General features: G+C 43.8%; 9 protein-coding genes and 1 pseudogene. 1 reads left to right on the top strand and 9 read right to left on the bottom strand.

The genetic code is table 11. The features are described from left to right. Positions 1 to 10: 10 nt before the first annotated feature. Genes pglZ through F893_RS16405 form a run of 6 tightly spaced genes read right to left on the bottom strand, consistent with a single transcriptional unit; the run spans position 11 to position 12,049 of the window. The gene (pglZ, locus tag F893_RS16430; RefSeq protein WP_005253602.1) at positions 11 to 2,635 is read right to left on the bottom strand and encodes a BREX-1 system phosphatase PglZ type A; all 2,625 of its coding nucleotides are present in this window, start codon (positions 2,633 to 2,635) and stop codon (positions 11 to 13) included. Between the two features lie 43 nt (positions 2,636 to 2,678). Beyond that, positions 2,679 to 6,200 (bottom strand): BREX-1 system adenine-specific DNA-methyltransferase PglX, encoded by a 3,522-nt coding sequence (pglX, locus tag F893_RS16425; protein WP_005253600.1) that lies wholly within the window; start codon positions 6,198 to 6,200, stop codon positions 2,679 to 2,681. Between the two features lie 46 nt (positions 6,201 to 6,246). Next, on the bottom strand, positions 6,247 to 9,927 hold the full coding sequence (brxC, locus tag F893_RS16420; RefSeq protein ID WP_005253593.1) for a BREX system P-loop protein BrxC: 3,681 nt from the start codon (positions 9,925 to 9,927) through the stop codon (positions 6,247 to 6,249). 41 nt (positions 9,928 to 9,968) lie between these two features. Next, a complete protein-coding gene (locus tag F893_RS16415) occupies positions 9,969 to 10,544 on the bottom strand; it encodes a DUF1788 domain-containing protein (RefSeq protein ID WP_004281985.1) in 576 nt (191 codons plus the stop codon). Positions 10,545 to 10,560: 16 nt separating this feature from the next. Beyond that, positions 10,561 to 11,172, bottom strand: coding sequence for a DUF1819 family protein (locus tag F893_RS16410; RefSeq protein WP_005253591.1), 612 nt, complete (start codon positions 11,170 to 11,172; stop codon positions 10,561 to 10,563). 10 nt (positions 11,173 to 11,182) lie between these two features. After that, entirely contained in the window at positions 11,183 to 12,049 is an 867-nt protein-coding gene (locus tag F893_RS16405) for a helix-turn-helix transcriptional regulator (RefSeq protein ID WP_005253585.1), read from the bottom strand. A 208-nt stretch (positions 12,050 to 12,257) separates the two neighbouring features. Here F893_RS16405 and F893_RS16400 point away from each other — a divergent pair, with 208 nt between their 5' ends. Then, positions 12,258 to 12,587 carry a DUF4236 domain-containing protein gene (locus F893_RS16400; RefSeq protein ID WP_000506885.1) on the top strand — a complete coding sequence of 110 codons (330 nt, stop codon included), beginning with the start codon at positions 12,258 to 12,260 and terminating at the stop codon, positions 12,585 to 12,587. 259 nt (positions 12,588 to 12,846) lie between these two features. On the opposite strand, the gene F893_RS16395 is transcribed toward F893_RS16400, so the two are convergent. The 3 genes and pseudogenes from F893_RS16395 to F893_RS16390 all read right to left on the bottom strand — a co-directional run bounded on the left by F893_RS16395 (position 12,847) and on the right by F893_RS16390 (position 14,800). Beyond that, positions 12,847 to 12,996, bottom strand: coding sequence for a hypothetical protein (locus F893_RS16395; RefSeq protein WP_227574743.1), 150 nt, complete (start codon positions 12,994 to 12,996; stop codon positions 12,847 to 12,849). A gap of 275 nt (positions 12,997 to 13,271) precedes the next feature. Continuing rightward, positions 13,272 to 13,547 (bottom strand): annotated as a pseudogene (locus F893_RS17730) (HNH endonuclease signature motif containing protein); the annotation flags it as partial. A 20-nt stretch (positions 13,548 to 13,567) separates the two neighbouring features. Beyond that, positions 13,568 to 14,800 carry an ATP-binding protein gene (locus tag F893_RS16390; protein ID WP_004281980.1) on the bottom strand — a complete coding sequence of 411 codons (1,233 nt, stop codon included), beginning with the start codon at positions 14,798 to 14,800 and terminating at the stop codon, positions 13,568 to 13,570. Between the last annotated feature and the right edge of the window lie 115 nt (positions 14,801 to 14,915).

The following is a 14,915-nucleotide window of genomic DNA, read 5'->3' as shown; positions in this document are numbered from 1 at the left end:
TAATTCGTTATTAGAAGAAGTCATCGGTAAATGCCAAATCAATGGTGACCTTATAGCGTTGCATCTCGATATTAAGGTCTTTGTCCTTCAGTACCAGGAAGTAATCTTTCTTACGGTCAAAATCAGTGCCAGACAATGACAGTCTGACCTGTTTGACCCGATCGGCAACAGAATCGGTAGTGCTATCAAAAGTCAAAGTTTCTTCACTGGAAACTTTGAGATCCCCATCATAAATGGCAATGGATAAAGTCACTGGCATGATCAGCTCACTGACAGCTTCAGTTTGCATCAAATCAAACTTCTGGATGTTATTGACCATCTTCAGCGTGGATTTGGTAGAAATGACCTCAACTTTACGCTTGGTGCGCTGTCCAGCCTTTTCACCACGTAGCTGTTTTACCGTTAGTACAGGCACTACGATTTCCTGAGGCATGATGCCGCCATGCACGAAACGTGAGCCTCCTACAAAATGGAAACGGTTCGCCCCTTTTGGAATCCAGAAATCAGTCGCAGATAATGTGCCTGCCGTAGCTTGGGTTGAGCCTTTCCAGGCTTCCTTGCTCTCTGGTAAACCATGCCCAATCACATAGCGTTTTTTGCTTTTCAATGCATTGGTCGGTTTTTCAGTCAAGCTTGAACGATCCGCAGATTCCAGTTTACTTTGCTGGAACAAGAAGCCATGGTCGGCTGTGATCAACAGGGTGGAAATATTGAAGTGCATTAAAATTTTACGGCTGAGTTCAGTCAGCTCTTCAATAGCATGTTCCACAGCCATAAAGGTTTCTGATTCTGTCGAGGCGCTGTCACCGCGTGCATCAATCACGTTGTGATAAACGTAAATCAACTCATAGTCTCTAAGTGCTTCACGTCCTTCATCACGCGACCAGCCTTTTACCATTTCAGCGGTTACTGCCAATCCATTATAGGCCGCCAGAATTTTGGATCGTGCTGCAGTCCCTTTGCTGGACTGTCCATCTACTAAAACATCATCCCCTGCGGCCTCTTTGTACTCCAAAGTCTGATGCGGCAACAACGAGGCCATGCCAAGTGTGGTGTAACTTGGGACAACGCCCAGCTGTGAAGACAAGGTCGCTTCGGAATAACGCTTTTCATTAATACGATCACGCAGCTCTACCGCAGCTTCATAGCGGAAAGCATCACTGATAATTACCACAATACGGCGTTTCGTTGCAGAACTGAGTAAGGGTCTGACGTGAGTATCGTAGAAGTTCTGCTGATTTGGGATATCTGCCACTTTCCAGACATTCAAGCGTTGCTCAGCTTCAACCCGCTCTCCCCAGTTACGTGCCAAGTGGTCAATAAACCAGTAGGAATAGCAATTTTCGACTTCTTCATCAAGTTTTTTCAGGATATCGACATGAGCGCGTTGAGAAGCAGCACTGTAGTGGCGATAGGCCATATCAAAGCGATACAACTCTTGCTCGTAGGCTGTATACAAGGCTTCACTGGAGTCGAAATAGAACCCAGAATCAAACTGCAGTCGCAGACTGAACAGCTCAATCGCTGCCTGCAACGCTGTATAGACGGTACGGTATTTACGGCGGGTTGCATCGTCCTTATGTTTGGACGCCCAATAGCCATCCAGACGGGTAGAAATAATCGTTCTGAAATGTTCCAGTTCAGCTTTGGCTGCTGCAGGGATATGACTGGCCAAATCAACAATGATCTTTTGTTCAATCACTTCAAAGGTCATGACATCGAGCAGCTGCTCAAGATCAAAAGCCCCGACCTTCTCCTGGATCCGCAGTGCATTGGCCACGGTCTGGGAGAGTGTATCGAAGGTTGGGTAGTATTTGGAGCTGTCTCTCCAGCGTGACAAAAAGGCTCTGGCTGTTGCACGGGAGCTGACTGATGACATCACAAGTTCTTGAGCCCATAGCGGTATATCGCCCAGGCTTTCACAGAAACCTGTGCTCATCAAACGGATAAAGAACGTACCGAGCTTGAATGGTGCTTCCCCATTCAATTCTTCAACCGATGCTGGATAACCAATTTCCGCCTGTAATGCGGTCACCAAAGCCGGCACCAGTTGGAATTTTTCCAGTTCAGCAAAGGATTCTGGATTGACTTCCAGAGCCAGGTTCTGCTGTACCATTTCATCTGCCAACGCCAGGACAATATGCATCAGCTCGGCACTGTCGGCCTTGACCACAGCTGCAATCATGGCCATATCCAGATCCTGTGCATCTGCATTAGGCTGGATATAGCGTTTCAATGTACTCAGACGCGCTTTGGCTTTGAGGAATTCTTCACGTTTGGCCAGATGTTCTCTTAAACTTTGTTGTTGTAAACCGAGCTCATTGAAAATAATCGAGAAACGATCGGCATAGAAGCTGCGTGAATACAGCTTGATGTCCAGTAACCAGTCTTTTTCGGTTTCAGGCTCAGCACTTGGGAAATACAGCAAGTATTTGCCCTGCTGATCCTCAAGTTCCAGTTTAAGCTTAATCGCAAGGCTGGATTCGTCTGCCATATTCAGAATCTGGACATCATTTAGCTCTAGGGCTTTGATTTCTTCAGTAAATGAATGCTCTGCATCGTACCAAAAGACAATTCGGTGCTGTTCAGTATAAAAGGCTTGTTCCAGGCCTTGCTGTAGTTGACTTAAGTTCATGCAACCACCTCTGCATGATCTAGTGTGGAAGAAAAGCTATTCATCACTTTTCCCCCGTCACAGCTTTAACTTCAGCCAACAAGTCCCCAAACTTGCCGTAGTTCACTTTCACCCCATCATCTAGATCCAGTGATATACGCTGATCGGCATAATGGCGCAGTTTTTCTTCAAAGCTACTCAGTTCAGCCTGTTGCTTATGCAGATCCTGCAGTTTTTTCTCGATACGTTTGATTTCAGCCGCAGAGTCACTACTTTCTTTCGCTGTTTCCAGAGAATTAGCATAGGCAGCCATTTTGGAAATCAGCGGCATGACGTATTCAGTACGCATACGCGCCAAGGTACTTTCGTTATAGCGGTGCAAGTACACCAATGCCTGGAAAGCACCTTGTTTACCACTGCTAAATAACCAGTAGATCGGACGCTTTTTATAGGTCTGCATATGGTCTTTATAGAATTTGCTGGCTAGGTAACGGCGAATCGTATCTTCAGCGGTTTCACTGGCTTTTTTATCCAAGCTTTCTGCCAACCACTGCATATTGGCATCCAGCGTTTCTTTGCCCCAAACAGCAGTTAAGAACTCTTGGATACGATGTGTTGCATCATCTTCAAACCAGTGCATTTCGGTGAGTGGAATAATACCGTCAGCATCGGCTGGGAATGTTTGATAACGGCTGGCATCAAAGTCTTGATTGCCTGCATGGGCATAGATCAGACCTGGTTCGTCCAAGCTATAACGCCCCATCATGCAACCAATAGCATAAGACACTAAACGCTGGCTGTCTTTTTCACGGTTGGCACGGGTCAGAGTGATTTGCTCATCCGGTACATCAGGCGTCAGTTCGTCCTGTAAGCCATAAGCGTCAATAAACAGCTTGTTGTTTTCTTCTTCCAGACGTTTCATCTCAGCCACGGCATCAGCATTTTGTTGCTGCCATGTATTAAAGGCTTGTTCTAGTTTTGGCTGCTGAGTACGAATAATTGGGTTTTGAGCAAAATCCCATGAGGTTTCGTAGGAGTTCCAATCATATGTGGATAGATCTATAGCTTTTTCCACTAGAATATCCAAAGTGTTATATGAATCTTTTATTATAGGAAGATTTAAAATATGCCCTAATTTAAAGTCCATTGTTGGAGCTAACATTCTAATGAAATGATTAGTAATAGATGAGTTCAAAAAAGCTAGGATTTTTTTACTGTTAAATTTATCTATAATAAAACCCATCGGTCCTTTTGCATCAAACATATAGCCAGATGGAACAAAGCGTACAGCGAATGTACCGCTTGAAATGCCGGACCATGTAAAACCAGACTGAAAACCGTATTGACCATTATAGTTATGTGAACGTATCCGACCTGTATCAGAATCTATAAGATGTTTAACCTCTTCTCCGTCATTGTACCAATTAACAATATATTCACGATTACCAGACCAGCGTCTAAATTCACCACCTTTGATATATGGAAAAAATTTCTTTTGGCTTTGATATGCTTCATTATTATTTGTAATATTGAATCCGATATTATTTAAATCAACTTCTTGCCATAAACGTAGAAATTTTTCATTACTTCCTGTCGTGAGTCCTTCTCTTGTCTTAACTAATAATGACAGCTTATCAAAACTGTTAAATATTTTTAAAATATCCTCACTAGCCCAATAAGCTATTGGACTACCTGGAATTTTCTTAAAGTCATCTGGTTTTGCTGTTTTTAGTCGTTCATTTTGTACAGGGAATTGTTTGGGGATGCCAAATTCATTTACATCATCATTTTCACAATAAGAAAAACTACCTTCATAATTATTAACATGGTTATTTAGCATGACAGTAGCAGCCGTACCAAAGGCAATTCCCATTACTCCATTGCCCATATGCACCATACAAGACAAAGTTCGATCATGTAGCAACTTTTCACGCATTGCTTCATAAGAAGATAAGAACATCCAGCTTTGCATAGTGACCATGCTGTTAAAGCCACTGTTCTTACACCAAGCAAAACCACGTTCAATAAACATGGCAAATAGATCTGACTTGCTGTCTGGGAATTTCTTTTTAGCAAAATCTTTCAGTGCTGTGTTCATGCCCTTAGCACCCATATACGGCGGATTCGCAATCACAGCATCATATTGTTTGGCCAATAACATGGCTTGCTGAACGAGCGGTAACAGTTCTTGTGCTGACTGCTGACTAAAGATATCGCCTGATTCTAATGCTTTATTCAGCTTGCTTTCTAACTCAGGCAGTTTCTTCGCAAATGCTTGAGGAATTTGAATCAAAGAACCAAAGGTCGAAGCATGTTCAAATAGGTCTAGCAGTTCTTTTAAATCGGTCTGAGCAATACCAGTACTTGCCAAATCCTGACTGAATGCATCCAAACGTTCAGGTTGGCTGTCTTGCAACGCAATAATATTCAGCTTCGGTGGATTGCTAAATAAACGGCGGTCGTCCTCACGCGCTTTCATTAACAATGCAAAACTAGCTAATTGTGCTGCACGGGTATCAATATCAATCCCGTACAAGTTATTTTCCAGAATCAAACGTGGAATATCCCGGCTACGGTAACCACGTTCTAAGTAAATCGCTTTTAAGCAGTCATAGGCTTCCACCAGAATATGCCCCGAACCACAAGCCGGATCCAGTACAGTAATGCTTTCAGGGTTTAAGCTATCGCCATCTTCACTGATCCGCACATCTATCAACTGTTTCAGCTGTGCATTGACTTCGTCGCTTTGCTCAGCCGGCTGAATATAGTATTCCCATGCGCTGGCCAGGGTACTTTCTGGATGGGCCATCATCCATAAACGACCGACACTGTTCTGTACCAAATATTTCACAATCCAGTTCGGGGTAAATAACTGTGTCGCGGCAGGAATGTCCTCACTCTTGACGACTTTACCAATCACCTGGTCTTTCTTTTCAGAAATATAGAACTGATACAGCCAGCCAATAATCTGCACATCCGACCAGTCTTCTTCCGGAATGCTGCTGACCAAATCACGAATCAAGGAATCGGTTTTGGTTAAATTGTCAGGTAATAACAGTTCTGACTCATCAGAAACCTGTTCAAACAGCAGTGGCATCACCTGATTTAACGCATGACAATGCGCCAGTAACAGTTCCCGGTACAGCTCTTCATCTTTATTGCCATCCAGCTTAAGCTCAGCCACACGGCTAGCATCTAAACCCGGTAGGTCGATATCCAGACATTCTTCCAAAATCTGGGGCAAGCCGGCACTACCATCTGCACTGCTCAGTACACGGCGGCCATGATCCAGTAAGCCTTTGCATTCCATATAGCGAATGGCACAGAGACGGTTAAACCAACTGTAAGCGATATAATCAATCGTCTGCTCAAAGCTAGTTGCTTGAATGCGTTTGATCAGCTTCTCACGTGGTTTCATGACGGATAGCGGAAAAACCTGATCGCCAATCAGCAGCAAGTCGCCTTTCTGTTCTGCCGGTAAAATGCTGTCTGCGGTGATGCCATATTTGGCAGCCTGCTTGCGCATGGCTGCGATAAAATCATTTCGTGCTTGCGGTGCGTATTTTTTAATATTACTGGTATTCATCTTTAAACCTTTAATTAATGACTGATGCCGATATCCCTAACCCAAGTTAGCGGATACGCACACGCTTTTTATCACCCACAATTTTTTTCAATTCAGCTTTGAGTGCGTCTACAAACTGATCTACTGACTCTTCTGTTTCCAGATAGACACTACTTGAGCTTTTGCTGTAAATGCTGGCGACATCGACTTCGACAACAGGTTTCGGTGGCACTACGGCTGTCACAGGCTGTACCGGACTCGCAGCAGGTGCTGATGTAGCTGGGCTGGAGGTGGTTGCAGTGTTGGTTACACTCTCTGCTTTGCTCTGAGCCAGTTGTGCCGCTTTGGCCTGACGCTGGATTTCCGCCTCAACTTCGCTTTCCAACTCATACAAGGCTTCATCAAAACGCTCGACGCTGGTTTGGGTTTGCAGCATATAGATGGTGGACAGGCTAGTTTCCACTTCAATATCCGCTTTGAACAATTGCAGCGGACGCAGTAGCTTGTTACTCAATTCAGCGGTAGCGATGCCACTGTTTTTAATCTCAGCTTCTAACTGCTTGATCTTGTCATCAATGTGTTCTATTGCCTGATTGCGCTTCTCAGTCAGCAATTGCTCATTGACGCTTTCCACTGTGCGAACCAAATCAGCCACTTTATTTAACAGGCCATAGGGCGATTCAAGGGTGGCAATACGGTGTAATTCGGAGAGGGCTTTTTTTGCCACCTCATCACTGCCCAGCGCCTGTTTGTTTTTCTCAAAATGACGTAGAGCCTGCTGCAGTTGCTGCCAGCTTGGCATCTGGTTAGTGAAGAACTCATGAATATCACGATAATCTTCTTCCAGATCCAGATAGTCGTCCTTGTTCTCGACCACGGCCTTAAAGAAATCAAAGCTGTCGCTATTCGCCAGCAAACGCTCCAAAGCCAGAATCGATTTTTCAATCACTTTCTTGCCCGGGAACTGTCCGACATCAGTTTTACTCTTATACGACTTAAAGTTGGCTAACCAAGTCTTAAAATGCTGCAAATAGAATTCAAACAGCTCTTTTTCTGTCGCTGGTCCCATGGCCGAGAACAGTTCTTGGGTGAGTTGGCGTGCCTGTTTCAACACCTGATCATCAGTCTGGCGCTTTTTAATAATCGACACATCACGGCGACGGCGGCTGTTTTGTAAAGGCTCAAAGGCATCTTTTAACTGTAAGCTGCCGCCATTTAGCTGCAGTGAAACCCGCCCCATTGCCGCCAACTGCCCCACCAGCAGTAAAATCTCGGCATCCGGCCAGCCATAAGGACGTTTGGCAAAACGATCTATCACATCTGAGACTAGAATACGCTCTGTACCAGTGGCCCGTAGTGCAATGTACTGCTCCACTTCCTGTAGGGCTTTCGGATTGCTCTGTCCGCCATCCAGAGACAATCCGAGCTGCGCCATATCATCCACAGTCAAGACGGCGTTCAGTTCACGCCAGGCATCCTGCTGATAGACCTGCAAATAGCTCAGTTTGGTATAGGTGTTTTCCAGCAAATAACGACAAGCCTCATCCAGCTTGGTGGTTGGACTTGAAGATGAAAGTTGTAGATGTTGCCCCAAGGCATAACTTTCCGCGTCCAGCAACATTTCTTCGACCCGGGCACGCAGGCGTTTTTTACGCTCCTGGTTCTCACGGCCACGGTCTGCCAGAATACGGGAAATATCGGACTGAGTGCCATCATCATTTAAGCGGATGAATTTATTGGTTTTCAGCCAGGTGCGCAGTTCATTAAAGAACTGTTTATCGTCTGCCAGTTTAAACAGCACTTGTCCTTCGGCCTGAGTACTTTTACCAATACAGTAAGCTTCGGTGTAAAGATTGTATTCCGTATCCAGCGGAGAAATGATTTCAACTTTCAAATCGCTCTCATACTTGCCATCCAGGCTATGGCTATCTAGGAAACGACCAATCTGATAGTCCATCTTGTTGGCTTGATGGCGGTATTTGTTCTGATCGCGCAGTAAATCTTTAAAGATCAGATTGGCTAACTCTTTATTTTCTTCTGAAGCTGCTAAGTCAGTGGCTTTAATTTTGCGGGTAATGTCCCGCTCTTCATTGGTCAGGAACAGGAACTCATCGCCATTCCTCGTAATCAGGCTCTCTTTTTCCAGACGCTGCAGGCTCTCTTCAATCCGCTTGCGCAATGCCAGCTTATCTTCATCAATTTTCTCAATCGACAAAGTCACCAGGTTATCCAATGTGCCTTTGATGATATCGACATAGCGGATCATGAACAGGGTACGCAGCATCTGCACATCAAAACCATCCAGGGTCTTGTTCTGCCCTGCCTGGTCGATGGTACGTTTAACCGCAGTATCCAGGAAACCTTCGACTGAAGTATAGAAGCGGTGGAAAGGAACCAGGGCACCGACTTCATCTGTAGCAATCGCATTCGCGGCCATCTGGAACGCATCCAGCATGGATCGTTCACCATAGGCCAGGTGGGCACCGGTCGCACCGACCTTACGGATTTCCTCAAAAACTTTCTGCACCAGCTGGAAATGGTACGGCGCAAACGGATAGTTATGGATAAAGCTGTCTGGACCCTCATAATTTTTGAGGGTCGGGCCTGAACGGTCAAAGGTAATCTGGTTTTTTAAGATGTCACCCTTTTGCTCAAACACCGCTCTAAGCAAAGCTTCAGCTTCCGGGGTTTTACGTAATAAACGTTTCTGGATGACTTCATCGGTATTGGAACTGGACAGTGATAACCGGGTTTTAAAACGCCCGGCAATCTTGGAGAAGTCATTGGCTTTGGAAGAAGACATCTCACCTAAAACAGCATCGATGTCTGCCTGTGAGGTGACAATAATCCAAGCGCGGCCTTTACAGATCGTACCTAGGTTTTCAGTAATGGTTTGCAGTGTCAGCATCAAGCGGGTATCGCTGCCAATAAACTGCCCCACTTCATCCACCAGAAACAACATGCGTTGCTGGGGTCCTTTGCTGTCCAGGTATTCTTTCACCCACTGACAGAAGTTTTCAACCGAAACACTAAAGGTCTGCTCAGAATCCTCAAACCATTTATGCGTAGCTTCAGCAGATAAGTTGAGGGCTTGGGAAATTGCGGTTTCGACATCATCCTGATAGAACTGATAGCCGTCACGTTCTTCTAGCCAAGACATGCCGCTAGATTCTTCAAAAGCTTGTTTAAAGCGCTCATACACCCCTTTCTGGCTCAGGTGACGTTCCATATGGGCAATATGTGGATGGTCAGCACTAAAACCCTGATATTCGTTAAACACGCGTAAAAACACATTCAGAATCGGATTACCGTCATCATTGGAGCTGGCTTTACTGTCGATGTTAAACAGGATGACATCGGCATGATGACTAACCGCCTTGCCAATGTCTGCACGGATAAAGGCATCCCGGATTTTGCTTTCATCAAAGAATTCTGCTGCACTACGCTCGTTACCTTCCGCGTCACGTGCCACTTTATTGGCCAGAATATACGATAAGGTTTTCAGGAAGTGTGATTTACCTGAACCAAAGAAGCCTGAAATCCACACACCGACTCGGTTGGCAATCGAAGGATCGCTTAGGTCTGTACCATAAGACTGGAAAAAGTCCCGAAAATGCTTTTCCAGTTCATTGGTGACCACATACTCATCGAGTTCCTGATATACCGTGGTATTGTCATTCTGATCTGCCTTGACCACCCCGTTAATCGCACGATCTAATGGCTTGTAAAAAAGTTCTTTAATGTTCATCTCAATCCATTCCCCCGAATTCTTATTTCTATTTGCCGTGTTTAAGGCACTAATCTGAATGCTCTGTAGTAATTGTTGCTTGGAATTTTTCCAAATAAACTCATCGCTTGACCGTCGTAATAGCCTGGGTAAAACAGCACCACTGGCTTATGCCCCAGTAACGAATGCAAACTGTTCAATAAGTGATGGGCACGTAACAGTGGCCAAACCGACCCAACCCCAGTCATCAACACAATATCTTGCGCATTGGTGGCATATTTACTCACCAGATAAGGCGCGAACTTATCCATATGCAGTGGACCCTTTAAGGCTTTGAGCAGCGCTTCATCGCCTTTGGCTTTTTGCATTTGAATGGCTTTATCGATGAAGTTACGCTCAGCCAGATAATCCACCACGGCTTGCAGCAGGTTGATATTCACCACCTTCAGCTGACTGTGTTTTTTCTCCAGCATCCCGTCTAGAAAATGCAGATATTCGCGCACCTTCAACTCATCTTCAGGTGCATAATCAAAAATCCAGAAGCCAATTTCATTGCCCAGTCCTTGCCCGGTGAGAAATTCGGTTGAAAGTATTCGCTCTGGAATCTGGTTCAGACGCTCATGTATTTTTTGACTCATTGCTGCCCCTCTACAACTAACGCGTCCATACCGACACTTCCATAGATCTTTTAATGCGTTGTTTATAATGTTCTTCCAACAGGCTACGCAGCTCTGCTCTGACGATCACGCGCTGCAACTCCAGCTTACGGGTACTTTTTAAGTAACCGGCTTCTGCCAGCATGCGAAACACCACCTGCCCCATTTTTTTCTTGCTGGACTCTTTCCAATCACAGATATCCGGATCGCGTTGTGAGCGTTCATCCAAAAAATCTGACCAGATATAACTGTCCAAGTGTTGCGCCTGAGAGATATAGGCATCCCTCATCACCGTTTCCATAAACTCAAGCAGCAACAGGTTGCGTTCCAGTGCGCCACAAAAAGCCACCTGGGTCGCCAGCTCATCGTCCCCATCCCGCAAAGCTTTCCAGAAATCAGGCTCTAAGCGCTCAAGACGCTTACGAATGGCAGTGGCGTTACGTTGGGCTGAAGCAGGCGTTCTTTTTTGCAGAATATTGTCAATCTGAATTGCCTGATGCCATTGTTCTGGAATCGCTTCTCGTAATAACAGATCCGCGATCAGCCGGCTTTCACGCACCATCAGGGAGCCACCAATCAGGTCACTGTCATAATGAAATTGTTCTAACATGGCCAATCTCCTATGAGGCCTGATCAAACAGGTAAGACGACAGCTTTTCGATATCTGAGCGTTGTAGTACCAAGGGATATTTCAAGGCATCATCCGCCTCAGCCAGCGTGATCGCGGCCTGATATCGCTGCAAGGTATAGTGAGCCAGGGCTTTTTTCACCGGAATCTGTAATCTGCCATCAGGCATGCCGAAGTCTTTTTCGACCAGCGCTTGTTGTGATGAGTTCAATTTTGGATTAGGGATCAGCGTCAGTACAATTTCTTCATGCCATTGCTGATCCTGAGCAGGGTCTACTGACTCAATCGCCACCACAACAGGTGTGCGATCAATTCTGGAGAGTAAAAAGTCCTTAAACTGCTTGCTCTGATGGCAATAGGCACGGACATGCCAGCGAAAACCGGTATACACCAGGGTGTGTGGGGAAATGATGCGTTCATGCCACTGCGGATTCTGCATCGAGGCATAAATCATTTTTAAAGTGTTTTGGTTTCGGCAGGCACGCAAAACGTCCCGAATCACTTCAGGACGTACACTGCGATCAGGTAATTGAACTGCTGCAAGATTCGGTTCTGGTGTCGCAATCAGGGTATGCGATTCACTAACCAAACCTGACAGCATATTGAGATATTCATTGATATGTACGGTAGTCAGCACCGGTTGAAACGTGGCTTTAGGCACATAGCCTTTTACGGAGGGATCATGAACCAAGGCATCTGGGTTATACAGCGTATTGTAACGCTTGATATCCGCAGAAGCCTGCTGTCGACTGAGCCCAAACCAGCTCATTAAACGATTGGTAACCAAACGACCTTCCCAGTAAGCAAGCAGCTCGATCGCTCGCATTCGTAGCAGGACTTCATGCTTATCTGTCGTCATATACCAATCAGTCAATAAATAGCAGCTTTAAGATTACCCTACAGCAAATATACAGTAAACATTTTTGACGGTATTTAAAGGTAGTATTGCAATCACCAGATAAAAAATATACTAGTATCCTGATGATAGCCGTCAAAGTACGATCTCTAGCAGATCATGGATCCTAGTATAGCGCGTGAATTGAGCTAAGTTTTAGAATGAGAGCAATATGGGTTTTAGATTTCGTAAAAGTATTAAATTATTCCCGGGTTTTAAAATTAATCTGACCCATAAAGGCATCAGCAGTGCCAGCATTGGCAAACCTGGTGCTTCTCTAAATATTGGGAAAAAAGGTACGCGAACCAGTGTCGGTATTCCAGGTACGGGACTATCTTACTCTAAACACCAGCCTTACTCTAAAAAGACCCGTGTTCCACAACCGACATCGCTAGAACACACGGAATATAATCCTCAGAATTTAGAACAACCGAAGACAAAGATCTGGCCTTGGATTATTTTTGGAATATTGTGTTTTATGGTGGGTGCCGTCATTTTTTAGCAAGAACAGCATTGTATTTTAATCAAAAAAAATGCCCAGATGGATGAATGGGCAAACTAAGGAATTAATATCCTTCAGAAACTCCAGCGCAATTCTCGCTCCTACTCTATCCGTTATTTAAATAAGCGACTGTGGCTCACAGCATATTGCTGATCGCACAGCTTAAAAGTAAGTTTTGTTGTAGTTTTAATGAATTGCGGTTTTTTAAAGGAGCTTTTTTATAGCTTCATTATTTTGTGTGTTTTTTTAATTATTCAGACTATTCTAAATAGTCAGTACGTAATAGTATCACCTGTTGATCTTGGTATTGGCGATGAATGGTTACATCCATTTTAGCAATTGTTTGTGAGGTTAAATCTGACGGCTCACGTACTAATAAGCCTTGTAATGTTGTTAGTAAACTTTTCATTTTGCAATCCCCTATTTGATTTAAATCAATCACATGAATAGTACTATTTTGTAACATCAATATTTCAATACGATGAATCAAAGTGATATTAAAAGGACTGCCCCCTGTATATATAGAAATCAGTCCTTAAAAACGGCTTAATCAACGATCCAACTTTATAGAATCGGATCGTTTAGGCGTTATGTTCAGGTTAAGAACAAGAGTATTGACTAACCATGACTTGCAAGGCTGGTTAGGGTAAATCAGCCAGACCAAAGCCATATCTTGCTGATAAATTAGTACAAAAGCTCGTCAAACAAATCCGCTCTAGTCTCCTCTAAGCTGATATCTGATTTTCTTCTATTACAGAGCAGATGAACCAGCAGACCATTTTCTAGCACACCTTGCCCACCTGCGGCTTTGGTAATCCTATGATCCGATTCAGTAGAATCGAGATAGATTAATCCATCACAAATGGGGCAAAAGTTATGATTACCCACTAGAAAATTATGCTTAAGCAAATTTTTGGTTAATGCTGAAAAGGCCTTGGGCTTTGATCGAGAAATTGGATTGTCGATGCCTACACTCCACTTTATTTATTTTCAGACAGCAACCAATCAAGAGCGTTCATTTTTACAATACCATTATAATTGGCTTCAGTCCCTATGGTGTCTAAGGTAAGTAAATACTTGGGATATGAATCAGAAATTTTCTGTAATGGACGTAACTCTCGGCTTAGTGTCTCCTCATTGAGCGTTTCTAATGCCACCTGATAATAAGTTAAATTCTGTAAAGTATCGACAGCAACAAAATCAATTTCATATTCATCAACCCGCCCTACATAGACCGTATAGCCTCGTCTGACAAGCTCAAGATAAATCACATTTTCTAAAATATGACCTTGATCAGCATTAGCATCAGGCAACATAATGCGGCGCAATCCGACATCAACTAAATAGTATTTTTCAGAGGATTGTAATAACTCACGCCCACGTACTTTAAATTGTGCGGCGCTATAAAATAGCAAACTGTCCTGTAAGCCCCGAATATAGCGCTTCACTGTTTCAAATGAGATTTTAACCCCGCTTGAAACAAAGGTATTTTTAATTTTATTGATGGAAATGGGTGAGCCTGTCACGCTTGCCAAATATCTTGCGACACGCTCGAGAGAGTTAATATCGGCAGTATTTAAACGGGGAATAACATCTTTAAACATTACACTGGCATAGACTGCTTGCAAGTAATCATAGGTTTCCTGCTGGCTGGTCATGGCAAGCGTATAGGGGAAACTACTTCGCGTGTACATAGCATACAAATCACGATTGGATAATTGTTGGATGATCGGATTATTTTCAATATGCCACTGTTTAAACTCTTGGAATGACAAGGGTAAAACATGTTGCTCGATATAGCGTCCTGTGAGTAAAGTCGCAAGTTCTCCACTCAGAAAGAATGCATTTGAACCTGTAATATATAAATCGATATAATCCCGAACATATAAAGAGTCGACTACTTTTTCAAAATTGGTAACATGTTGTATTTCATCTAAAAAAACATAGTTTTTCTTACTTTCATCAACTTTGGACAATACATAATCATGTAGTTTACGGTAATCGGTGAGTTCTTCAAATTCCATAAATTCAAAGTTGATGACAATGATGTTTTCGGCTTGTACCCCCTGTGCTTTTAGGTCTTGTTGAAACATCGCCAGCAAGGTGGATTTTCCAGAGCGACGTACACCCGAAAGCACTTTAATGACATCACGGTTTTGCCATGTATTCAGAAATTTTAAGTAGCCATCACGTCGAATATTAGCGCTTCTCATTGCTTACACTTGAAATCTAAAGTTTTAATTAATTCTATCAAAGTTTAGAACCTAGATGTAAAAATATTCAATTTTAAAAAAAGTTTAAAGTTTAAGTGAAACATTCAAAGCTACT

Source organism: Acinetobacter sp. CIP 102136, assembly GCF_000369685.1.
Classification (GTDB): domain Bacteria; phylum Pseudomonadota; class Gammaproteobacteria; order Pseudomonadales; family Moraxellaceae; genus Acinetobacter; species Acinetobacter fasciculus.
Note: the sequence above shows the minus strand (reverse complement) of the source record. Positions and strands in the feature narration are given on the sequence as shown.

What these genes read in the sequence shown, in the direction of transcription:
- F893_RS16405 (WP_005253585.1), bottom strand. Translation starts at nt 12,049, where the DNA reads ATGACGACAGATAAGCATGAAGTCCTGCTACGAATGCGAGCGATCGAG.
- pglX (WP_005253600.1), bottom strand. Translation starts at nt 6,200, where the DNA reads ATGAATACCAGTAATATTAAAAAATACGCACCGCAAGCACGAAATGAT.
- F893_RS16410 (WP_005253591.1), bottom strand. Translation starts at nt 11,172, where the DNA reads ATGTTAGAACAATTTCATTATGACAGTGACCTGATTGGTGGCTCCCTG.
- F893_RS16415 (WP_004281985.1), bottom strand. Translation starts at nt 10,544, where the DNA reads ATGAGTCAAAAAATACATGAGCGTCTGAACCAGATTCCAGAGCGAATA.
- brxC (WP_005253593.1), bottom strand. Translation starts at nt 9,927, where the DNA reads ATGAACATTAAAGAACTTTTTTACAAGCCATTAGATCGTGCGATTAAC.
- pglZ (WP_005253602.1), bottom strand. Translation starts at nt 2,635, where the DNA reads ATGAACTTAAGTCAACTACAGCAAGGCCTGGAACAAGCCTTTTATACT.
- F893_RS16400 (WP_000506885.1), top strand. Translation starts at nt 12,258, where the DNA reads ATGGGTTTTAGATTTCGTAAAAGTATTAAATTATTCCCGGGTTTTAAA.
- F893_RS16390 (WP_004281980.1), bottom strand. Translation starts at nt 14,800, where the DNA reads ATGAGAAGCGCTAATATTCGACGTGATGGCTACTTAAAATTTCTGAAT.
- F893_RS16395 (WP_227574743.1), bottom strand. Translation starts at nt 12,996, where the DNA reads ATGAAAAGTTTACTAACAACATTACAAGGCTTATTAGTACGTGAGCCG.